Origin of the sequence: Clostridioides sp. ZZV14-6150 (genome assembly GCF_020657875.1) — a bacterium.
Lineage (GTDB): Bacteria > Bacillota > Clostridia > Peptostreptococcales > Peptostreptococcaceae > Clostridioides.
In genome coordinates this window covers 1-22,517 of sequence record NZ_JAGWDA010000011.1, presented here as the reverse complement: position 1 = coordinate 22,517, position 22,517 = coordinate 1, and the positions used below count along the sequence as shown (strand labels likewise).

Here is a 22,517-nt window from a genome sequence, read left to right as displayed (position 1 = left end):
AAATATAGTTATAATTATTTTTCTTTAGATGCTTCTTTAACTATCGCCATAAATATTTTTTTCATATTATCACAATCCTTAGTCATCATTTCTGGATGCCATTGTATACCTATTACAAACTCATTTCCCTCCTTTTCTATAGCTTCAACTAAACCATCTTTAGCAGTAGCTGAAACAATATATCCTGGAGCTACCTTATTGACAACTAAATGATGGAAACTATTAACTAAGATTTCTTTTTCTCCTAATATTTCATACAACTTTGTACCCTCTTTTATCTGCGCTGTATGTGTAGGTATATTAGATAAATGTTGCTGATTATGTTTTATGTAAGCTCCTTCAATTAAAGATAAGTCTTGATATAAGCTTCCTCCCTCAGTTACATTTATTATTTGCTCCCCTCTACATATACCTAACACTGGTTTTTTCATATCTAAAGCATGTTTTAATAACTTCATATCAAAACCATCTCTTTTGGGTGATATTGCACCTAGCTTATTATGAGGTTCCTCTTTCCATATGAGAGGGTTTACATCTTGCCCTCCTGATAGTATAAGTGCATCTATATTTGATACTTGTTCCTTTATAATCTCATCATCATATACAATTGGTACAATATATGGTATAGCTTTACACATAACTACTGACTGTATATAGTCATTGTTTACATAAGCCCTTTCATAACCAGGAAACATCCCCCCTTCATCAATTAATAAGTTTCCTGATATTCCTATTACTGGATATTTCTTTTTAATCACTTTCTTCACCCCTTAAATTATTTATGAACAATAAAAAATGCTACTTCTCTGTTAAAGAGCAAGTAGCATACCAATATTTTATTTATTTAAAAATTCTAATTTATTTTTAAAATACTTTTTCTAAGGCAGCAGTTATATAAATCATTCTACTAATTTACATTTTATTTTAATCCTGTTTAATTCGGCTTTTTTGAATAGTCTTAAGTCTAATTAATGGGCAAAATAGGCATTTATATTTTCCTTTTTATTGACCTATTAAATACTATTTAATATATTTTTCCCTCTTCTATTTAACTCACTTCCCTTTCTACCTGATTCACATATTATCAAATCTAGTTCTTTAAGTATATTAAGTATTCCCCTTACCTCACCTTCTGTTATATTATAACCTAATTCATTTATTGAATTAACAATACCATTTCTACCTATGTTTTTATTAAGGTTATTGGCATTTTTTAAGCATTCCATTACTAACCTTACTTTTTCTATAGATGTTCTATCTTTTAATGTACTTATTTCTTTACTATAATCTTCAGTTATATTTAATAGGTTATGAGGTAGGTCATTGATTAAAATAACATGCTCAGAACTCATAATGTTAATATACATAGCTGTATTTTTTAACTCTCTTATATTCCCTGGCCATTCATATGCATTAATAATGTCTTGAACATCTTGACTAATTTCCCTCTTCCTTTTCATAAAATACTTTAACATAACTTCTATATCTTCTTTTCTCTCCCTTAAAGGTGGTATGTTTATAGGCAATACATTTATCCTATAATATAAATCAGCTCTGAACCTATCTTTTTTTATCATTTCTAATAAATTTTTATTTGTAGCTGCAATTACTCTAACATCAGTGTCTATTACATTTTCTCCCCCAACTCTCATGACTTGATTCTCTTGTAATACTCTAAGTAATTTGCTTTGTAAATATATAGGCATGTCTCCTATTTCATCTAAAAATATAGTTCCATTATTAGCTTGCTCAAATAAACCTTTTTTTCCTCCTCTTAAAGCACCTGTAAAAGCACCCTCTTCATATCCAAAAAGTTCACTTTCAAGTAAATTTTCTGGCATAGCTGCACAGTTTATAGCTATAAATGGTTGACTATGTCTTGGTGATGCATTATGAATAGACTGAGCCATGAGTTCTTTTCCTGTTCCACTTTCTCCAGTTATAAGAACTGTATAATCAGATTCCGCTATTTTCATACCTAGCTCTTTAGTTCTTTCCATTTTTACTGATACTGTTTTTATGTCATCAAAGGTATACCTAGCAACTTGCCCTTTTTCTCTAAGCTTCTTTGATAGGTTTTGTTCCAATTTCCTTATGTAAGTTATTTCTTGAATACAAAAATAATATCCAGTCACCCTTCCAAAACTTTCTATATTATACTTATTTACATTTAAATATTTATTATTAAACTTTATAACTTCATCATGTGCCTTACTTAATCTAAAAATCTTTTTAATATTTTCATTCTCTAGTTCATCTATATTTTTTCCTATAATATCATTTTGAATATCTAGTGTATCACTCAAACTATCATTACAAATAATTATATTTTCCTTCTCTGATATCATTGCCATACCTAAATTTGATAGGTTTATTATAGAGTTTAATTCATCTGCTTTTATAGTAAGTTCTTTATATTTAGTATTTATACCTGAATATAAACTAATCACTTCATCTGTATATTTAATTAACCTTTCAGTAATTTCTTTATCATCTAGTTTAAGCTTTGCTATTATTTGAATAAATGTTGAACTATCAATATATCTATGTCCTAAATCAATAACTTCTTTAATATATTCAGGAACTAACTCTCTCTCTCCTGGTGTTATAGCTATCTTAATGTGTCTATATTCTTCATTAGGATTATATGGTATAAAATTTAAGTGATTTATTCCTATATTGTATAAATTAGATATTGTTTCTAATACAGTATGGTTATTATCATTTACTACTAATACATCTATTCCTTCTGGTAATGAAAATAACTTGTATATATCCCTTTGCTTTATACTCCTGTTTATAGTTATTATTTTTGAGACATCCTTTACATATTTTTTTATTTTTAATACTCTATCATCTATCATTACTAATATTATGTCATCTTTTATCAATTCTTCTTCTGTTATTCTATTTAAATAATAATTTTTTATTTTTACTTTATCTTTAAATATTAGCTTTAGATTTTTATTTAAAAAACATTCTAATTTAGATAATCCATCAGTTACTACTGCTATTGTTTTCATTATAAATCTATCCTTTCTTTTGTTTATATTATGTGAGATTTTAATAGTTCTAATATAGTTCAAAATCTTTTAACTTAGTATAAAGCAAAAGTTATGCCAAATTGATAGATTACTTATTTTTATTTAATATTGACTTAGAAATATTATTATATGATTAAGATTAGATAAATAATATAACTTTATCTATAGAATCTACAAAAATATGACTTCTATCAAAAAATAAAGAGGTATTACCAACTTTTCGGTAATACCCCTTTGTTTTATTTTTAATTTAAGTGATTTTTCTTAATCTCATCAAGTAGTCCATCTTCTAGATAAATTTCTAACGCACATCCTACCATTGCCTTTACTGCTTTGTGGAGTTTATCATAAGCTTCCTCAGAATTTGCATAATTTAAAAACTCTTTTTCATGAACATATACCATTGGATTTATGTCTAGAGCTATTTCTGTATACATAGTAGGACAAACTTGGCTTACATTTCCTATATCTGTAGAACCTACTGGCCCCTCTTTTCCTTCTAATATATCCGTTATACCTGCTTCAATTAAATTATTCTTTGTTATATTCTGAAGCACCTTATTATTAATTATGTTGTCAAAAGAATTTTCAAAGTATCTATAAGAAAGTTTAGCTCCTGTCATTAGCTCTGCACCTTTCGCACAGTTTATAACTTTTTTAGTTACTTCATCTAAATAACTTCTTTCAGCAGCTCTTACGAAAAACTCACAGGCTGCTTTTTCTGGAACTATGTTTGGAGCTTCTCCTCCATTTGAAACTATCCCATGTATTCTAACATCTGATTTTACATGCTGTCTTAGTGCATTTATTCCTGCAAAAGTAAGTTGTACTGCATCTAATGCATTAACTCCCATATGAGGGTGGCTAGCTGCATGTGCTGATACACCTTCAAAACTAAACTCTATTGAGTCTATTGCCAAAGCCTTGCAGTTTATGTTATTAAAAGCTTCTATATGCATCTGATAACTTACATCAACATCATCAAAAGCTCCTGCTTTAACTAAATCACACTTTCCTCCTGTTGTCTCTTCAGCTGGTGTTCCTATTAGTACAATTTTTCCTTTAAAATTTTCTTTTAACTTACTTAGTACGATACAAGCACCTAATGTAGATGCAGCAATCCAGTTATGTCCACAAGCATGACCTGGTTCTTTATTTTCCCCATATCCAGGTAGTGCGTCATACTCAGCTAAAAATGCTATAGTTGGACCATCGTTATCCCCTAGCTCTGCTCTAAAAGCAGTATCCATATTGCAGTACGGATAAGTTGTATCAAATCCATATTCCTTCATTTTCTCTACTAAGTACTTTGATGATATATATTCTTCTTCTCCTAACTCTGGATTGTTAAATATAAAATCACATACTTCTTCAATTTCTTTTCCCAGTTCATTCTCTATCTCATAAGCTCTTTTCTTTATACTTTCAATCATAATATACCTCCTATTAGAATCCAACAAATAATCCTATTGTTAAAAATACCATTACAGTAATTGTTAATACTACCATTAAAGGCATTACAAATCTAACCCACTTTGACCAAGGAATATTAGCTACTGCTAGTGCTCCCATTAAAACACCTGATGTAGGTGTTATTAAATTAGTTACACCTATACCAAATTGATAAGCTGTAACTATCATTTGTCTAGATACATCTACTAAGTCTCCAAGTGGTGCAAGTACAGGTATTGTAAGTGATGCAAGTCCTGATGCTGATGGTATAAAAAATGCTATTAAACCTTCTATTAAGAAAGTTAAATTTATAAATATAGTTTTTGGAAGTCCATTTAATAAATTTGCGGCAGAATTTAAAATTGTATCTATTATAAATCCATTTTCTGCTATTATTACTATTCCACGTGCAAATGCTATACATAACCCTGCTGTCATTAAATCTCCTGCTCCACTTATAAATGAATTGACTATGTCATCTTGTTTAAGCCCTGATGCTATTCCTGATATTATACCTATAGCTGTAAATATCATTGCAATTTCAGTTATGTACCATCCTAGCTTTAAAACTCCATATATCATAATTGCCATACCTATTGTGAAAATTGCTATTACCATAGCTTCTCTTTTTGTAAATTCTTTTATGTTTGTATCAGTATTAGCCATTGATTCTTGATTCAATGATATACCATGTACTAAAGACTTTTTAGGGTCTTTTTTAACTTTATTGGCATACATCATAACAAATCCTATAGATATAGCCATATATATTATAAACATAACAACTCTCAACTCTATCCCAGAACCTGGTGTTATTTGTGACAATGCTTGTGCTATTCCTACAGAGAAAGGATTAGTAGTAGCTGCTCCAAATCCAGCTGTTGCTCCTATAAATACTGTCGCTACTGCTGTTAATGAATCATATCCCATACTGGTCATGAGTGGAATAAATATCATATAAAAAGGTAGTGTTTCTTCACTCATTCCAAATGTTGTTCCACCTAATCCAAATAGAATCATTGATATAGGTATTATTAAAAATTGGAATCTCTTCATTTTATTTACAGTATGAGCTATAACAGCTTCTATAGCTCCTGTTTTATTAACTATTCCAAAAGCTCCTCCAACTATCAAAACAAATCCAACTACTTCAGCCGCATCTATAAATCCATTTATAGGTGCTGTAAATACATCAGTAATTCCCTGTGGATTTGATGCTGCTTTTTCATAAGTTCCAGCTACAACAACCGATCTTCCGTCTATATCTACCCTTTCAAAATTTCCACTTGGCACTATCCAAGTAAGAACTGCCATTACTACTATTAGTAAAAATATTATAGTAAGTGTCTGTGGCATAGTAAACTTTTTCTTTTTTAAACTGCTCATTTTTAATCTCCCCACTTTTTAAATTAAAATATTTTATTATTGCTTCCCTTTTCTATCCTATTTTGTATAGATGTAAAAAAGCTCAACATGGATACATGTTGAGCTAAATGCGCTAAATACAATATACCTACACCTTCCCTTTATCTTAGTTAAGATAGCTCTCCATCAAAATTCGGGATAATTTTGATGACAGTGCTGTACTTATTAAATACAGCCCCAGCACTAGCTTTGGACACTAGCACTTCGGCACTTACTCCTTTTATATTGCTTCATTGGCTTCCAACCTCTTCAATATTAATCTTAGTAAATGCGACCTCTACCTCAATCTTTTTATTAGATGAGGTAATTCTTATTAAATTTTATTTATTCTAAATAATTGTAGCATAATGTGTCGAGATTGTAAATATTTTCAGAAGAGTTTCTATGCTTTGATAATATTAATAAATCTAACTTATACTATTCCAGTATATAATTACAACTTTAGTTTTATGTTTAAAAATATATTTGTTTTCTCTTTTTTCTATCATATTGTCTATATACTTATCTAACATATCACTAATGTTAATCTTTTTATTTAATTCTGTTTCCATTTTAAAAAGTATATCCTCTATACTATTGAATTCAATTTCATTTTCAACATCAATAAATTTTATATCTGCACATATATTTAAAGAATGTAGTATATTTGGAATATATATATAATCTGGACAAGTTCTATCTTTATCACCTAAATCCATATACAAATCATTAAATAATGGTTTTTGAATAGTTCTCACTATAATCACTTTTTCTCTAGCTAACTTATCCATCTTACTCAAAGCATCTTTAATATCCCAAATTCGATAAAGAGAATTCACAGATAAAATATAATCACTATGCCCAACATTAATCTCTTCCCATTTCCCTTGTACTGTGTCTATATTAGTTATATTATGTTCACTAATCTTTCCTTCAAGCACATTAAGCATATCTATTGAAAAATCATTAGCAATTACACCTTTACATTTCTTAGAAAGTGGTATAGTAAATTTTCCAGTACCTGCACCAATTTCTATAAGATTTTTTCCTTCATCTATTAACTCATCTATAAAATCAAATACTTCTTTTGAATAATCATAAAGTGTTGGATTATCATCATATTTATGAGATAATTTTTTGAAAAATATTCTTTCCGCTTCATCATCAAAAGCTCTTTCTCTTGCATATCCTTCTTTACTTTCAATATACTCATGCCATTTTTTCTCAAAATCTATATTTTTATAACACATGCTTAATCTTCCTTTCTAAAAGTGTTAGGGACAAGATTTGTAATTTTCTATACTCAAAAAACTACTCTTACTAATGTAATAATTGATTGACTAAACAATTGATTACTATATTTTAAAAATTAGTGAAATTCTCAATAAGCTCTTTAGTATAAGCATGCTTTGCACTTTTATACAATTCCTTAGCCTCTATAGTTTCAACTATCTTGCCATTTAACATGACCGCAACCTCATCACTAACTTCTTTTACCAAGTCTATATCATGAGATATAAATAAATAGGTTATATTAAACTGTTTTTGAGCTTTCTTCAAAACCTGTATAACTTGAGCTTGCACAGATACATCTAGCATTGATGTAGGTTCATCCAATATCATAAATTTAGGATTTAATAAAAGGACTCTAGCTAAAGCAACTCTTTGTATTTGTCCTCCACTTACTTGATGTGGGTATCTATTTAAAATTTCCTCACTAAGCCCAACAAAACTTAAGTATTCCATTATGTATTCTCTTGCTTTATTCTTTTCGTAGAGTTTATGAATTTTTAATGGCTCCACAAGGCTCCCATATATAGTTTTTTTAGGGCTTAGGGCAGAATCTGGATGTTGAAATATTATCTGCATCTCTTTTCTTAAATCCCTCATTTGAGAAAAATCATAATTACTGATATCTCTACCATTAAAATAAATTTTACCTCCATCAGATTTAATAAGTCTTAAAATAAGCCTTGATAAAGTTGATTTTCCGCATCCACTTTCTCCTACAAGACCTAATGTTTTTCCTTCTTTTATTTCAAATGATACATCATCTACCGCCTTGACTATCTTTTTATTGATTATTCCGCTTTTAAACTCCTTATAAAGGTTACAAACTTTTATCATAAAGAAAACACCTCACCTTTGAACCATTAACATCAAATAGTCTTGGTTCATAATCAATACATGTTTTTTTTGCAACCTTACATCTTGGAGAAAATCTACATCCTTTTGGTAAGTTTGTTAAACTTGGTGCTATCCCTTCAATAGGTATTAATTTTTCATTTGGCTGTGAATCGATTAAACCTCTTGTATAAGGATGTAGTGGATTATTAAATATACTATTTTTTGGACCCTCTTCTATGATTTTACCTGCATACATAACTACAACTTCATCACAAAGCTTTTTAGCCAGCATTAAATCATGAGTTATAAGTATCATACTAACACCCATATTATTTCTTAAATCATAAAATACTTCATATACTTGCTTTCTTATTATTGCATCCAACCCTTTAGTTGGTTCATCTGCAATTATCCAGTTAGGTTTTAATGATGTCCCTATAGCTGCCAATGCCCTTTGACTCATACCTCCACTTAGCTGAAATCCATACGAATTATAAACCAACTCACTATTTGCGAAAAAGAATTTTTTTAATATCTCTAAACTTTTACTCTTGCAAGAATTCTTTTTCTCTTTTCCATGATAATAAAAAAGTTCATTCATATGACTTCCTATTTTCAATATTGGATTAAAAGAACTTGATGGATTTTGGGGGATTAACGCTATTTTTTTCCCTCTGATTTCTCTAATTTCCTTTTCTTTAATTTTTAGCAAATCTTTTTCTTCATATAAAACACTGCCTGAAACAATTGAATTATTAGATACAAGGTTCAAAATTCCTAGTCCTAGCACCGATTTTCCACTTCCAGTTTCTCCAATAATTCCTGTAATTCTACCACTTTGAAAGGTTCTAGATACTCCATCTACAGCTTTTACTTTTCCTTCTTTAGTATTAAAATGAATTTTTAAACCTTTTATACTTATATCTCTATTCATAGTTTTATTCCTTCTAAAGATATTGGCTTAAAGAGTTGCTTTTTTCATCAAACATATCCCTTAGTGCATCTCCAATTAAATTTATACTGCAACACAATAATAATATACTAAAACCAGGTGCTAATAATAGATTTGGATAGCTTCTAAAATGAGTCTTAGCATCATTTATCATAACACCCCAATCGGCTTGTGGAGGTTGTATTCCTAGACCTAAAAAACTTAACGATGCCATAGAAAGTACACTTTTTCCTATCCTTATTGTAAATAGTACTATAAAAGGAGCAAATATGTTTGGAATTATATAGTGCAAAATTATATAAAGATGACTAGCACCTAATGCTCTTGCACCTTCAACATATTTTTCTTCTTTTACCTTTAATACCTCTCCTCTAACTACTCTTGAAAAACCAGCCCAGGAAGTAAATACTATTGCAATTAATAAACTTTTTATACCTGGTCCAAGAACTCCAGCAAGAGCAATCATAAAGCTAAGACTGGGAAGACCTTGAAATATATTTACAATAGACTGGATTATCGTATCTACTATACCACCACAATATCCTGCTATTATACCTACAAAACTACCAAATAGCATTGTTAATAGGCTTGCTAAAAAAGCTAAAGATATGGATACTCTGGCTCCATATAATATTCTACTTAGAATATCTCTACCTAGAGTATCTGTTCCAAGTATATGCTCTCTAGAAATCCCCATTAACCTATCCTCCATTTGTACTTGATTAGGGTCATATGGAGCTAACTCTGGTGCAAACATTGCAACAAGTATCATAATTATTAGCACTAAAAAAGCTAGTTTATGTATAAATAACATTTCTTTAAATTTATCCATATTATTTACCTCCAACCCTCATTTTAGGATTAAGAAATAGGTAACATATATCTACAATTAAATTAAACACTATAAATATAATCCCTGTAAATAGCACATATCCTTGCACTACTGGATAATCCCTACTCATTATTCCTTGTATTACATAGCTTCCCATACCTGGAATACTAAAAATAACCTCAACCACTGTGGAGCCTCCTAAAATAGCACCAAAATAATTTCCCAGAACAGTTACAATAGGCATTAATGAATTTAAAAAAGCATACTTAAAAATAACTATTTTATTTGGCAGGCCCTTAGCTTTTGCCACTGTTATATAGTTTTGTCCTATACTTTCTATTAAAGTTGCTCTATTTAGCCTTGCTACAGTTCCTATAGTTCCAGCTGCTAAAACAAATCCAGGCATTATTAAATGTTTAATTGTACCATACCCACTTGTAGGTAGCCATCTAAGATTCTCACAAAATATACTTAACATGATAATAGCTAACCAAAACCCTGGAATAGATGTCAGAAGCAATGATACAAAAGTGCCAATCTTATCTATCGTTGAATCCTTTTTTAAAGCCATGATTATAGCTAGTGGTATAGATAACACTATAACAAAAAATATAGCCATTAAAGATAAAGAGAAGGTTATTGGTAACCTTCTTAATATCTCTTCTGTGATAGATGTCTTTTTGATATAGGAAAGTCCTAAATCTCCAGTCATAGCTTTTTTAGTCCAATTAATATACTGAACTATAATATTATCATTTAACCCTAATTCTTCTCTAACTCTTTCTATTTCTTCATCTGTAGGAGCAGAAATACCATCCATGCTTAAATATTCAACCGCTGGGTCACCAGGTGCTATAACCCCTAATATAAATCCTAGAAAAGTTATTCCTATCAAAATAGGGATAGTCATCAATATCCTTCTAATTAAATATTTAAATGGTGTTTTCACTACTTACTCCACTCCATATTTGCTAATGTAGTTCCATATAATGTAGGTTTGTACCCAGTTATTTTTTTATTATAGGCAATTAAGTTAACATCTTCAAATAATGGTATAGCTGATGGATGTTCTGCTGATATATCTTGAAGTTCATTATATATTTTACTTCTTTCATCTAAGTCCATTGTTTTTTCTAATTGACCTATTAATTCATCTGCTCTTTCATTTTTATAGCCCAATGAATAAGCTATATTACTTGACCCTGTGCTTCTCATATAACTATCAAATATAGAAAATGGTTCTGCATTTGGAAGCCCTTGAGTGTGAAGTGCTATATCATAATTTCCTGTTTTTTGTGCTTCCTTAAAAGCTGCTCCATCAAGTATAGTTATTTTAGAGTTTAATCCAACTTCACTTAATACAGATTGTATATACTCTGCTACAGTTTTGTATGGATAACGGTCTACACCATAAGATGGTATTATAAACTCTAACTCTTTTGTTTCCCCTTTTAACTCATCCTTTATGATTTTTTTTGCTTTTTCTGCATCATAAACAGGTTTAATTTCCTTAGCAAAAGGAGAACCTTGATTCAATATATTCATAGTGGGAGTTCCATATCCTCCATAAAATTTATTTACTATAGTTTCTCTATCCAACAACAAACTTAGTGCTTCTTTTATCTTAACATTATTAAATGGTGCCCTAGTACCGTTTGTAGATACAAATTGAGTTATTGTTGATGGAGATGTTTTAATCTCAAAGTTTTCATCCTTTATTAGCTCACTAGCTAACTCTGGAGTAATAGCCCCTAAATCCATAACACCCATAATTTCCTCTGATTTAAGTGCTGTGTAACGAGTTTGTGCATCTTTAATTACATTTACTCTTACATTTTTAACTTTACTTTTATCTCCATAATAGTCTTGATTTCTCTCTAACAAAACAAATTGTTCTTTTTCTCTTTCTTTTATCTTAAATGGACCAGTTCCTTGTGCATATTTAGTAAAATCTCCCGTTTTTATATCAAAACACTCTGGACTATACATAGCACTTCCAAATCTAGCCATGTTGTATATTAAAGTTGATATTGGTTTACTAAAAGTAAGTTTAACTTCATAGTCAGAAACTTTATCCACACTTAGTAAATTAGGATATGTCTTTTCTATATCAAACGAATAAAAAGGTGAGGATTTTGTTTTCATATTCATATAACGTTCAAAGTTTTTTACTACTGAATCTGCATTCAAATCTACACCATCATGAAATTTTACACCCTTCTTTATTGTAAATGTCCATTCTTTATAATCATCTGAATTTGACCACTTTTCTGCAAGTTCTGCCTTTGGTTTTCCATCATCACCCAATCCTATTAGCGGTTCCCAAACATAAAGTATAGAACTTGTGTAATAAGCATCTTGTTCACCTGGTGCCAAATCCCTAGCTGCTGCTAAAACTACTTCCTTTTCATTATTCATCTTACTAACATCATTATTTTCCTCTGGTTTACTACACCCTGTTAGCAATGATAACATCAGCATAACTGCTAAAATTATACTACTCAACTTCCCTTTTGAAATCTTCCTCATGATACATTTCCCCCTTATTTAGAAATATGAGCATAAAAAAAGTTATAGCAAATAATGCTATAACATCCCATTTTAATATGTATACTTTAAATTCTAAATTCCATATACAAAACAATAAATCTAGTTGCTCCCCTCTAAATTTATTTACTAATATTTAATGTAGGTATCTGACTTACATTTCATTTTCTCAGCCTTTCTAAATAACATCTGTTGGCTATGTAGAATTTATCCATGCTTACAGTGATGGGTTCGTGTTGGATTTTCACCAACTTCCCTACTCTTTAAATACGTTTATTCAATTCTTAGTTTAATTGTATGCAATCTTATATAAATTGTCAACTTAAATCAAAATATAGCACTATATGCAAAATTATAAATATATAGTAATTCATCTGATAAAAATACTACTTTTAATTTAGTATTTATATTTACTAGTTGTATATGTTACAAACTAAGTGTCTAAGCTTTATTATGAAATATAAATATTTAAATTAAAATTTACAATTATCTATCTATTAAAGTCTATTATAAAAACAGATATATTTTTTTCATACGGAAGGTAATAAGCTACTTTATCTCCTTTAACTACATTTTTCATAATATGATTGTATATAGTTTCATACTCTCCGCCTTCATCATAAGACTTAGCATACCTGACTATATCATCTTTACAGGTAAATGTCTGTCCAAATTCAAGACTTAATGGTATTAATTCATATTTAAGTTTCTTTTCATCTAATAATGATTTTAAATTTTTTGAACTATGTCTTTCTACCATGTCCATTCTTTTCTTAGATACTGGAATATGAGTTTTGGATTTATCATTAACAATTGCAATTAATCTATCACAGTGTTCAGTAAAAAATTCTATATTCTCATATGAAAAAAATGAAATTAATATAGTATCAAATCTTGTATTTATCTCTTTAAAATCTTTGACCATATATCTAATATTGTTTATATTATTGTCTTTTATTGATTTTTCTAAGTAATTTATAGCATTTTGGTTTATATCAATACAAGTTATATCTTTTAGTTCTTCGCTTAAATACATATCTATTAAACCTAATCCACAACCTACATCACAAAAAGTTTGGCTATCTTTGATGTATGGAATTATTTCTTTAGCTAATATCTTGTGAAAACCAGTATATTCACTTGCATCAACAAAAGATTTTATTGTAGTATCATTCCAATTCATTCTCATACTTAAATTTCCCCACTATCTTTTAAATTTACTTTCTGACCTGTACTGTAAAACATACTGTTTCTCTCATTTCCACTTATTATGCTCATTACTTTATCATGTTCTTTAATTACAAATCCTGATAAATCATTTACTCCATACTTAAATAATATAGGTGCCATTGGAGTTGCTGGACCTACCAATACCACATAAGCATTTTTACTTAATTCTAAATACCAAGGAAAAGTTTTTGTACTTAATGTGTAACAAGATATAACTACAAAGTCCTGTTCAGGTAAGATATATGGTGCTGAAGTCTCTGGATAATCACCATATATATCTTCACTTTCTATTATGGATAAATCACACACAGGTGCAAATAGTTGTTCTAAATAGTGAAAATGACCTATAACCGCTACCTTTTTCCCCCTTATCATATTTTGGTATGAAATAAAAGGGTCATTAATTCTATCTTCTATAAAATTGTTTTCATTTAACTTTATATTATTTTCTTTTGAAATTTTTACAGAATTATAATAAGAATTTATTGCAGCTAAGCCAATTCCTGATTCTGTGATATTCCAAGACTTAATACATCCAGCTATTTCATATAAAGATTTTCCTTTAAAAGATTTTACGAACTCTGGAGGACGCCCATCTTCATTATATACAAAACCGATACCACTACCTACACTACTTCTTACTAAAATATTATGTTGCCCAACAGCTATATCTTCAACGATTATATCCTTAGGAATTCCTTCTATTAAATCATCATAAATTTCCCACAAAGCCAGTTACCTCCTCCTGTACAATACTTTTTATTTCTTTTCTATTTAAGACTTCACCTTTTCTAACCTTGTGCCTAATATCTAGTAAAATATTATCTAAGCTTTCTATGTATTTAATACTTTCTATTTCTTCATCTGTCGTAGATATTACCTTTGAAATTCCACCATTTTTAATAACTATTCTTTTATCAGCATTTAAAGCTAATATAGGGTCATGTGTTGAAATCAAAATTATTTTTTCCTTTTTAGATAATAGTCTTAGAGCTTCTTTTCTATCTATACCTGCATTTTCAATTTCATCAATTAAAACTATCGGTGAAGAACTCATATATGCAGTATCCGATATCATAAGAGCTCTTGATTGACCTCCCGATAATTGAGTTATTTTTGTGGTTAATTCAAATTTTTCTCCAGCTAGTTTATTAGCACAATAAAAGCATTTTTTTACTATGTCATCTTGATTTTTACAGAAACGACTTTTAGAGTGCATTTGTAAAAATTCTTCTACTGTTAAATCCATTACAAAATTCATATTTTGTGAAAGTTGAGCTACTAACTTTCCATCCATAACAAAACGAGTTTCATCACTTGGAACACTTTCATTTATTAATATTTGTCTGTTAGTAGGAGTGTCTCTCTGGGCTAAACATTCAATATCCTCTAGCAGTCTACTTTTTCCTGAGCCTGTAGGTCCAACAATACTTATAATTTCTCCAGCCTTTATTTTCAACGAAATAGCTTCTTTTTCTTTTAGCTTATTGTACCCACCATTAATAGTAATACTTTCTATATTTAAGCTCTCTTCATCTTGGTCAAATTCTTTTAAAAACTCCACCAATTTAATATATAATTCTTCTTTTTCTATACCAAAAGTTATATAAAATTCCTCATCTAAAGATTCTATTAAATTATTAAAAGCAATTGAGTCATCTATATTACTTAGATTATAATTTAAGAAAAAATCAAAGGCCATAGAATAGCTTTCTTTTATCTCTTCTATAGACATGTTTAGTAAATTTTCATAATTATCATATTTCATAGTCAAACTCCATTTTCTTTATCATTCCCATTTGATAAGATTCTCCAATTCTAGTCTCTCCAGTACAGTAAGAACACACTGATGCTGGTGTTGTAAAACGTAATTGCTTTTCTCTAAGCGTAGTTATTTCTTTTATATCACTTAAATATTTCTTAAGTAAAAACACTCCTTGTCCTGTGATTCCATTTATAAATATTATCTTAGCTTTTGAATTTACTTGACGTACATTAAAGGAAAATACCTCCCTTTCTGCTTGTGATACTATATCTCCTTTTGTAATTACAACAATATCAGCATATTTTAGCATTGGTCCTATTTTTCTAGGTGTATTTATCCCTGATAAATTATCTATTACACAAACTGCTGGTATAGTTTTTATATATGGTGAGCAACGATTACAAAGCCCTGCACTTTCAGTAATTAAAATATCTAAGTTTAATTTTTTAGACCAATAAAGTGCATCTTCAATATTACTTATAAAAAAATGGTCTGGACAAATTTTACCAGAAAGTCCAATTTGAACAGGTATATTATTCTCTTCATATCTAATCTGGTCAAAAGATGTAAGGCAGTCAAACTTTACTACTCCAACCTTATTTTCTTCTGCCTCCATAGCTTTAATTAGATGAAGAATAACAGATGTTTTTCCGGATGATGGTGGCCCTGCTACTGTAATTAGTTTCATATCAATTCCCCTTTTTATGAAAGAAAGTAGGTAAAATCCTACTTTCTTCTAATTTACGTCTATATATTATTTATTAACTTTATGTCTATACATTATTTAATAACTTTATATCTATATACTATTTAATAGCGTTTTTAGTTAATTTGCTATATTGTCCATCACTTAAATCAACATGATAAAATAACTTATAAAATTCTTTTGTTTTTTCTTTTAAATCATAATTAAAATGCTCTGGATAAAGTATTTCAGATAACCAAATCATACCCATATATCTATTTACAGATGGAGGGAATCCCATCCAATTATATGGAGTGCTTGGTGCTTCATAGTATTTATTACTAGATATAGCACTTATTTTTTGCCATTCAGCCTGACTTCCTACTTTACTATATATACTCTGTGGTGCAAACACTATTACATCTGGATTCCATAAGTATAATTGTTCTAATGATACTTCATTTCCATTGCCTTTACTTGATGGGTCATCAAGCTTTGCAACATTATTTGCAAGTATATTAATAATTTCAGAGTGGAAAGACCCTTCTGCGATTACATTTGTTCCTGTATCTCCTAAGCAATAAGCAAGGTTTACTTTATTCTTATCACCTATTTTATTCATCGTTTCTACAGTTGTATCATAAGTAGTTTTACAGTAATCAGCTAATACTTTTGCATTATCTTCTACATTTAAAATTTTTCCTAGCTTAGTGTAGCATTCTGACATATTAGCAGTTGTAGCTTCTATAAATATAGTTGGTATACCTGTTTGTTCTTGTATAGAATCTAAATCTTCTTTCATGCTACCTTTCTTCTCACCTATATCAATAATTACTTGTGGTTCTGCTGCTGCAAGGGCTTCCATATTTAAATCTCCCTTACCATAAAATTGACCAAAAACAGGAAGACTAGTATACTTTTTATCCACATAGTCTTTTGAATCATCTGTCCAATCTCCTGATAATCCAACTAACTTATCTGGTGCCACTGAAAATAGTACGATTTGTGCTAAACTTCCTGAAGGTGCTATTTTTTCAATATTTGCTGGAATCTCAACCTTTCTACCTACTGAATCAGTAAACATTATTGTTTTAGATGCGTTTTTATCCTCTTTTTCACCTTTAACATCATCATTTGATGATGTACATCCAACTAAAGATGTTATTGCTAAAGTTAGTACCAATAACAATGATAATAATTTCTTTTTCATTTTATCCCCCTTAAGTAAATTATATAGTTACACTTTTTGGTATGCAGACTCTGATTTTATCATCATATAAACTGTTTAATTCTACATCTACGTTATATAATTTTTTAATTAGACCAGAATTAATTATGTACTTAGGCACACCAAAAGCTAATATTTCATGATTGTATAAAGCTAAAACCTTGTCTGCATACAAAAAGGCCTGGTCTGGATTGTGTGTTGACTGAATTATTATATATCCATCCCTCGTTAATTCTTTTACTGTATTTAATACTCTGATTTGATTCCCATAATCTAAATCAGAGGTCGGCTCGTCCATAATAAGTATCTTTGCGTTTTGAGCTAAAGCTCTCGCAATAAGTACTAATTGTCTTTCTCCTCCACTTAAATTTACAAAACTCCTATCTTTTAAATAGGAAATTCCTATTTTGTCTAAAGATTCTTCAACTATTTCCATTTGTTTTTTAGTAGGTTTAGACATAGGTGAAATTTGTGATGTTGTTCCCATCAATACCATTTCAACAACGGAATAACTAAACACAGGATTATGAGACTGAGGGATATAAGCTATTTTTCTTGCTAGATTCTTAATTTTATAATCCTTCAAGTTTTTTCCATCCAATAATATTTCACCTTTATATCCTTTTAATAACTGAAGTATACACTTAAACATAGTACTTTTCCCTGCACCATTAGGTCCTAATATACATAGTAACTGACTACCTTCAACATTAAAGGATATTTGATTAAGTACATTTTGATCTTTATAAAAATAACTGAGATCTTTAACTTCTAAAATCATATTAATCCCCCCTTTTCGTAATCAGATATATGAAAAATGGTACACCAATAAATGATGTTAATATACCTATAGGTATCTCACTAGTCCATAAATTTCTAGATACATTATCAACTAACAACAAAAACGATGCTCCAAACATAGCTGATGTTGGCAATAAATAAACAAAATTATTTCCAACTAATCTTCTAGATAAATGTGGTATTACAAGACCAACCCAACCTATCATTCCACTTACAGCAACACTTGCAGAAGTTAAAAGTGTAGCACATATAATAGTAATAAATCTTATACGCTTTGTATTTATCCCCATTGTTCTTGCCTCATCTTCTCCTACAGTCAATGTGTTTATTTGCCAGCTAATAAGTATTAGAGGTACTATACCTATTAGCATAGGAATAATTGCAAATTTTATATCAGATATTTTAGCTCCTGATAAACTCCCCATCAACCAATATGTAATTGCAGGTAACTGGTCATTAGGGTCTGCTACAAGTTTTATAAAAGATGTACCTGAAGAAAATAATGAACTTACCATAATACCAGATAAAATTAAGCCTAACACTTTACTTCCCTTTGTTCTTTCACTTATCAAATAAACTAAAATTACAGTAATTAAACTAAAAATGAATGCACTAACAGTAACCTCTCTACCGCTTTTATAAAGAAATAGCGCTAAAGCTGCTCCAAATGCTGCTCCAGATGATGCCCCTAGTATATCTGGTGATGCCATAGGATTTAAAAAAATATATTGATATGATGCTCCTGCAGCTGCCAATGCCCCACCTACTAAACATGCAAGTACTATTCTTGGCAATCTAACATTTAAAAATATAGTTTCCATGCTATCTGTCCAAAACTTATCTATATTGCATATTTTTGAAACTAAAATTCCAAATACTTGATGAGGCTCTACTGGATATTTTCCAAGTGCTAACGATACTAATATCAATACAATCAATATAATAACTAAACAAAGCATAATTAATTTATTACTTCTTACACTCTTACTCACTTATTTAATCCCTTTCTGCCCCTACTATTTTCATCATTTTACCTGTCTTTTCAATATCCTCATAAGGTGCACTTATTTTTACTAAATTAAAACATTTGTCTATATCCTCTACAACAAATCCACCTATATTTTTTATACCTATTTTTTTAAAATCTGAAGATATAGGTGTCGATATATCACAAATTACGCTTTCTTTATTAAGTGAATCATTGGCTATTTTTATTAAATGTTTATTAATAATTAAGTCTCCACCTAAATATGTACTATCATAGTTTTCTACTAAATATCCATATGCTGATATGTTGTAATCACCTTCTTCTATTTTTCTATTGAAAAAATCCACATCATATCTAAATTTAATTTTATTTTTATTTTTAAGATTTCCCTCTACTACTGCTATTTTTTTTGATGAATCATCAATCATGGAAATAAAATGATGATTAATTTTCTCTACTTTTGATGTTTTATTGCAAATATTCTGATTATAATAAGAATTTATTGCTGCTAATCCTAAACTAGCCTCTATAAAATTCCAAGACTTAATTGACGTGCATAAATCTTTTAAAGACATATTTATTTTTATATCGTTTTCAAAAGAAAATCTTTTATCACATAATAAATGACTAATACCTGCTCCATAATCTGTTATTACCATAGCAAACTCTGAACCTATAACAAAATCTTTTACTCTTATGTTTTCTGGTACTTTATCTATTAAATTATTATAAAATTCCCACATTTTGTCACCCCCTTCAAAGTAATTATATTATGTTTTATACTATTTAGCTATAATATTTTATATTTTTTTATAATTTTAGTTATGTTTTATTATGTTTTGTTATGTTTCATTTTTTTATACTTCCGTATTTCTTAATTTAACAGTCCTATTTTAAAGTCATCAGTTTATTTAGTAGATATGACTATTATGCACAAGTTTTCCATAAATTCAAAATAACTATAATACTCTTGAAACTAAAAAAGCCATGCAAACTAATCTAATTTGCACGGCTTTATACCCATTAATCTACACCTAATACAGCTTTAACTTCTGCTGCTATTGTGATAACTCTTGGACCAAATATAACTTGAACTGAATTTTTCTTTCTAACTACTCCGCTTGCACCTAAATCATTTACCTAGAAACCATCTTCATAGAATCCATCTATTGAGTTTAACTCTACTCTAAGCCTAGTTGCACAGTTTGTAATATTTTTTATATTACCACTTCCTCTTAGACCTTCTATTATAGAATGTACAAGTTCTGTATCTTTGTCTTCTACTGTATCTTCTACTGCACCATTATTTACTGCTTTAACATTATCTACTGATTGTCTTTCTCTGTATTCTTTCTTACTATAAAGCTTAACTTCTTCTGAACTTCTTCCTGGTGTCTTTATATCAAACTTCTTAATTGCCCATTTGAATATTACATAAGTAACTATAAAGAATATTGGTATTAAAAATAATAAAGGTAATGTACCCACTTTTTGAGATTGTAACAAGTTAGGAAACATATTTCTAAATGATTCTCCCATTATAGAAACATTAAACATTTCTGTAAATACATATGTTAATCCTGCTAGCGATACATATACTACAAAGTACAATAATGGTGCAACAAATAAGAATGTATACTCTATTGGTTCTGTTACCCCTACCAATATGGCTGTTACTATTGCTGGTATCAATATACTTCCATATAAACCCTAAGACAGAAACGTTTTCCATATTTGCAAAAACTGACCCTAATCCTATAAATACCCCTGCTACAACAAGTAATATAACAGGAATCATCATTGCTCCAGAAAGTACTTGTAATTTATCATTCATATTGTATAGATTATAATTAGTTAGACAATAAATATTTTGTCATGATATTATTATATATAATAGTACAAAGAGAGATTGTTTTATCAGAGCTAGAAAAAGTAATACCTAATATGAAATAATTATACTAATTGAAAAGGAAGTAGTCTATGAAAATAGCAATCATAACAACTGAATTCTTAAAGGAGTTTGTAGAGAACTCTATAAAAAAGTTAAATATTAATGCAGAAATTGAAATATATATTTATAAAGATTTTTCTCATGTTGGAGATTTGTATCTAGAAATCGAAGATAAGTTTGATGGATTTGCAGTTAGTGGCCCTATCCCTAAGGAAGCTATTACAAAAAAAGCTGGTACTATAAAAAAACCTTTAGTTGATTTTGGTACTGATTTACAAAGTTATTATGATACGTTTCTAAAACTTATTTTTAAATACAATACATTAGATTTTTCTAGAGCATACTTTGACCTAATGGACTGGGCAGATAATCCAAAAGACATATCATATTATTTATCAAATGGTACTTTTGGAGATTTAATGTATAGTATTAATGAAAATGCATCCAAAATGAGTTTATCTGATATAGCAGAACTTGAAAAAAATATTGCAAAAAAACATATTAAGTTATGGGATGAAGGTAAAATTGATTTTTCTACTACTCGTTTTAGTAGTATTGTTCCTATGTTACAAGATGCAGGAGTAAATTTTCATTTTATATATCCTGACATAAACTTATTAAAAAGTACTTTTAATGAATTAATAAAGGACATTCATCTGCATAGAATGAAGGTAAACCAACCTAGTGTAATATATATAACAGCTAAAGATACAAACTATGATGATTATAATATAGATAAAATTTATAAAATATTGAATACTGTAAAAAAAGACAAATTAACTGATTTTATAATTGAAAAAAATAGTAGTTCTTTTAAAATTTTTACTAAATGCGACACTATTAAATCATTAACCAAAAATTTTACTACATGTTATATAAAAGAATTTATTGAAAATAGTATAGAGTTTAAAGTATGTGTTGGGTATGGAATTGGTAATGATATAAAACAAGCTATGTCTAACGCCATAAGTGCTAATAAGGAATCTAAAATAAATCATTTAAACTACAGTTTCTTAGTTAATGAAAGTTATGAGACAATAGGACCTTTATTATGTGATAAATTACTTACTGTTTCAAATAAAGTAACTCCACACATAAATACAATTGCCAAAAATTCTAAATTATCTACTCTTACTATTCAAAAGATTATATCTGTTACTGAAATTCTACAAAGAGATGAAGTTACTCCCAAGGAATTATCTTCATGTTTAAATGTAACAGTAAGAACTGCCAATAGATTTTTAAGTAGTCTCCTAAAGTCTGGAAATGCTACTATATTATACGAAAAACAAAACTCAACAAAAGGTAGACCTGAGAGGGTATACAAATTATTTATATCAGAAAATAAACATTAAAATCTAGAGTACATAAAAACATTTTATCAAAGATAGGCGAAATACTCCATCCTCAACGTAAGTAGGGTGGAGATGTAAACCTGTAATATAAATTAAAAGGAGGTGAAGAAATGATACAGATGAAAGCTTTTAAGTTTAGAATATATCCAAATCAAA

At 29.1% G+C, this 22,517-nt stretch carries 21 protein-coding genes and 2 riboswitches; of the genes, 2 read left to right on the top strand and 19 right to left on the bottom strand.

Annotation, left to right across the window (positions count from 1 at the left end):
• Positions 1-14: 14 nt before the first annotated feature.
• The 19 genes from KGF41_RS13335 to KGF41_RS13245 all read right to left on the bottom strand — a co-directional run bounded on the left by KGF41_RS13335 (position 15) and on the right by KGF41_RS13245 (position 20,747).
• The gene (locus tag KGF41_RS13335) at positions 15-767 is read right to left on the bottom strand and encodes a gamma-glutamyl-gamma-aminobutyrate hydrolase family protein (RefSeq protein WP_304521243.1); all 753 of its coding nucleotides are present in this window, start codon (positions 765-767) and stop codon (positions 15-17) included.
• Positions 768-1,013: 246 nt separating this feature from the next.
• Positions 1,014-3,023, bottom strand: a complete 2,010-nt coding sequence (locus KGF41_RS13330; RefSeq protein ID WP_227830073.1) for a sigma-54 interaction domain-containing protein — start codon at positions 3,021-3,023, stop codon at positions 1,014-1,016.
• A 266-nt stretch (positions 3,024-3,289) separates the two neighbouring features.
• Entirely contained in the window at positions 3,290-4,477 is a 1,188-nt protein-coding gene (locus KGF41_RS13325; RefSeq protein WP_227838960.1) for a M20 family metallopeptidase, read from the bottom strand.
• Between the two features lie 13 nt (positions 4,478-4,490).
• A complete protein-coding gene (locus tag KGF41_RS13320; RefSeq protein WP_227433860.1) occupies positions 4,491-5,882 on the bottom strand; it encodes a YfcC family protein in 1,392 nt (463 codons plus the stop codon).
• Between the two features lie 147 nt (positions 5,883-6,029).
• Positions 6,030-6,209, bottom strand: a riboswitch (Lysine riboswitch).
• 119 nt (positions 6,210-6,328) lie between these two features.
• Positions 6,329-7,150, bottom strand: a complete 822-nt coding sequence (locus KGF41_RS13315; RefSeq protein ID WP_227830075.1) for a class I SAM-dependent methyltransferase — start codon at positions 7,148-7,150, stop codon at positions 6,329-6,331.
• A 112-nt stretch (positions 7,151-7,262) separates the two neighbouring features.
• On the bottom strand, positions 7,263-8,027 hold the full coding sequence (locus tag KGF41_RS13310) for an ABC transporter ATP-binding protein (protein WP_227850597.1): 765 nt from the start codon (positions 8,025-8,027) through the stop codon (positions 7,263-7,265).
• Entirely contained in the window at positions 8,011-8,961 is a 951-nt protein-coding gene (locus KGF41_RS13305; RefSeq protein WP_227842812.1) for an ABC transporter ATP-binding protein, read from the bottom strand. The genes KGF41_RS13310 and KGF41_RS13305 overlap by 17 nt, the downstream gene beginning before the upstream one ends.
• 13 nt (positions 8,962-8,974) lie before the next feature.
• Positions 8,975-9,811, bottom strand: a complete 837-nt coding sequence (locus KGF41_RS13300) for an ABC transporter permease (protein ID WP_227830078.1) — start codon at positions 9,809-9,811, stop codon at positions 8,975-8,977.
• 1 nt (position 9,812) lies between these two features.
• On the bottom strand, positions 9,813-10,760 hold the full coding sequence (locus tag KGF41_RS13295; RefSeq protein WP_227856732.1) for an ABC transporter permease: 948 nt from the start codon (positions 10,758-10,760) through the stop codon (positions 9,813-9,815).
• On the bottom strand, positions 10,760-12,340 hold the full coding sequence (locus KGF41_RS13290; protein WP_227842811.1) for an ABC transporter substrate-binding protein: 1,581 nt from the start codon (positions 12,338-12,340) through the stop codon (positions 10,760-10,762). The genes KGF41_RS13295 and KGF41_RS13290 overlap by 1 nt, the downstream gene beginning before the upstream one ends.
• Before the next feature lie 161 nt (positions 12,341-12,501).
• Positions 12,502-12,639: riboswitch (cobalamin riboswitch) on the bottom strand.
• 209 nt (positions 12,640-12,848) lie between these two features.
• A complete protein-coding gene (locus tag KGF41_RS13285) occupies positions 12,849-13,547 on the bottom strand; it encodes a methyltransferase (protein ID WP_227830081.1) in 699 nt (232 codons plus the stop codon).
• A gap of 2 nt (positions 13,548-13,549) precedes the next feature.
• The gene (locus tag KGF41_RS13280) at positions 13,550-14,317 is read right to left on the bottom strand and encodes a Rossmann-like domain-containing protein (protein ID WP_227856731.1); all 768 of its coding nucleotides are present in this window, start codon (positions 14,315-14,317) and stop codon (positions 13,550-13,552) included.
• Positions 14,301-15,356, bottom strand: a complete 1,056-nt coding sequence (locus tag KGF41_RS13275; RefSeq protein ID WP_227830083.1) for an ATP-binding cassette domain-containing protein — start codon at positions 15,354-15,356, stop codon at positions 14,301-14,303. The genes KGF41_RS13280 and KGF41_RS13275 overlap by 17 nt, the downstream gene beginning before the upstream one ends.
• Positions 15,346-16,041: a GTP-binding protein gene (locus tag KGF41_RS13270; RefSeq protein WP_227433850.1), complete on the bottom strand. Its 696-nt coding sequence runs from the start codon at positions 16,039-16,041 to the stop codon at positions 15,346-15,348. Before KGF41_RS13270 ends, KGF41_RS13275 begins: the two co-directional genes overlap by 11 nt.
• A 118-nt stretch (positions 16,042-16,159) precedes the next feature.
• Positions 16,160-17,248 carry an ABC transporter substrate-binding protein gene (locus KGF41_RS13265; protein WP_227830084.1) on the bottom strand — a complete coding sequence of 363 codons (1,089 nt, stop codon included), beginning with the start codon at positions 17,246-17,248 and terminating at the stop codon, positions 16,160-16,162.
• A 19-nt stretch (positions 17,249-17,267) separates the two neighbouring features.
• Positions 17,268-18,047, bottom strand: a complete 780-nt coding sequence (locus KGF41_RS13260) for an ABC transporter ATP-binding protein (protein WP_227830085.1) — start codon at positions 18,045-18,047, stop codon at positions 17,268-17,270.
• A 1-nt stretch (position 18,048) separates the two neighbouring features.
• Positions 18,049-19,059 carry a FecCD family ABC transporter permease gene (locus tag KGF41_RS13255; RefSeq protein ID WP_413841418.1) on the bottom strand — a complete coding sequence of 337 codons (1,011 nt, stop codon included), beginning with the start codon at positions 19,057-19,059 and terminating at the stop codon, positions 18,049-18,051.
• Between the two features lie 4 nt (positions 19,060-19,063).
• Complete coding sequence (locus tag KGF41_RS13250) at positions 19,064-19,798, bottom strand: enolase N-terminal-like fold-containing protein (protein ID WP_227830086.1); 735 nt, start codon at positions 19,796-19,798, stop codon at positions 19,064-19,066.
• Between the two features lie 397 nt (positions 19,799-20,195).
• Positions 20,196-20,747 (bottom strand): PTS transporter subunit EIIB, encoded by a 552-nt coding sequence (locus KGF41_RS13245; protein WP_227830087.1) that lies wholly within the window; start codon positions 20,745-20,747, stop codon positions 20,196-20,198.
• Here KGF41_RS13245 and KGF41_RS13240 point away from each other — a divergent pair.
• Both KGF41_RS13240 and KGF41_RS13235 read left to right on the top strand, forming a co-directional pair.
• The gene (locus tag KGF41_RS13240) at positions 20,735-20,905 is read left to right on the top strand and encodes a hypothetical protein (RefSeq protein ID WP_227856730.1); all 171 of its coding nucleotides are present in this window, start codon (positions 20,735-20,737) and stop codon (positions 20,903-20,905) included. The genes KGF41_RS13245 and KGF41_RS13240 overlap by 13 nt on opposite strands.
• Before the next feature lie 130 nt (positions 20,906-21,035).
• Positions 21,036-22,361 carry a hypothetical protein gene (locus KGF41_RS13235; protein WP_227856729.1) on the top strand — a complete coding sequence of 442 codons (1,326 nt, stop codon included), beginning with the start codon at positions 21,036-21,038 and terminating at the stop codon, positions 22,359-22,361.
• Positions 22,362-22,517 lie beyond the last annotated feature (156 nt).

What these genes read in the sequence shown, in the direction of transcription:
- KGF41_RS13320 (WP_227433860.1), bottom strand. Translation starts at nt 5,882, where the DNA reads ATGAGCAGTTTAAAAAAGAAAAAGTTTACTATGCCACAGACACTTACT.
- KGF41_RS13305 (WP_227842812.1), bottom strand. Translation starts at nt 8,961, where the DNA reads ATGAATAGAGATATAAGTATAAAAGGTTTAAAAATTCATTTTAATACT.
- KGF41_RS13325 (WP_227838960.1), bottom strand. Translation starts at nt 4,477, where the DNA reads ATGATTGAAAGTATAAAGAAAAGAGCTTATGAGATAGAGAATGAACTG.
- KGF41_RS13290 (WP_227842811.1), bottom strand. Translation starts at nt 12,340, where the DNA reads ATGAGGAAGATTTCAAAAGGGAAGTTGAGTAGTATAATTTTAGCAGTT.
- KGF41_RS13300 (WP_227830078.1), bottom strand. Translation starts at nt 9,811, where the DNA reads ATGGATAAATTTAAAGAAATGTTATTTATACATAAACTAGCTTTTTTA.
- KGF41_RS13330 (WP_227830073.1), bottom strand. Translation starts at nt 3,023, where the DNA reads ATGAAAACAATAGCAGTAGTAACTGATGGATTATCTAAATTAGAATGT.
- KGF41_RS13250 (WP_227830086.1), bottom strand. Translation starts at nt 19,798, where the DNA reads ATGTGGGAATTTTATAATAATTTAATAGATAAAGTACCAGAAAACATA.
- KGF41_RS13265 (WP_227830084.1), bottom strand. Translation starts at nt 17,248, where the DNA reads ATGAAAAAGAAATTATTATCATTGTTATTGGTACTAACTTTAGCAATA.
- KGF41_RS13235 (WP_227856729.1), top strand. Translation starts at nt 21,036, where the DNA reads ATGAAAATAGCAATCATAACAACTGAATTCTTAAAGGAGTTTGTAGAG.
- KGF41_RS13270 (WP_227433850.1), bottom strand. Translation starts at nt 16,041, where the DNA reads ATGAAACTAATTACAGTAGCAGGGCCACCATCATCCGGAAAAACATCT.
- KGF41_RS13275 (WP_227830083.1), bottom strand. Translation starts at nt 15,356, where the DNA reads ATGAAATATGATAATTATGAAAATTTACTAAACATGTCTATAGAAGAG.
- KGF41_RS13310 (WP_227850597.1), bottom strand. Translation starts at nt 8,027, where the DNA reads ATGATAAAAGTTTGTAACCTTTATAAGGAGTTTAAAAGCGGAATAATC.
- KGF41_RS13285 (WP_227830081.1), bottom strand. Translation starts at nt 13,547, where the DNA reads ATGAGAATGAATTGGAATGATACTACAATAAAATCTTTTGTTGATGCA.
- KGF41_RS13315 (WP_227830075.1), bottom strand. Translation starts at nt 7,150, where the DNA reads ATGTGTTATAAAAATATAGATTTTGAGAAAAAATGGCATGAGTATATT.
- KGF41_RS13260 (WP_227830085.1), bottom strand. Translation starts at nt 18,047, where the DNA reads ATGATTTTAGAAGTTAAAGATCTCAGTTATTTTTATAAAGATCAAAAT.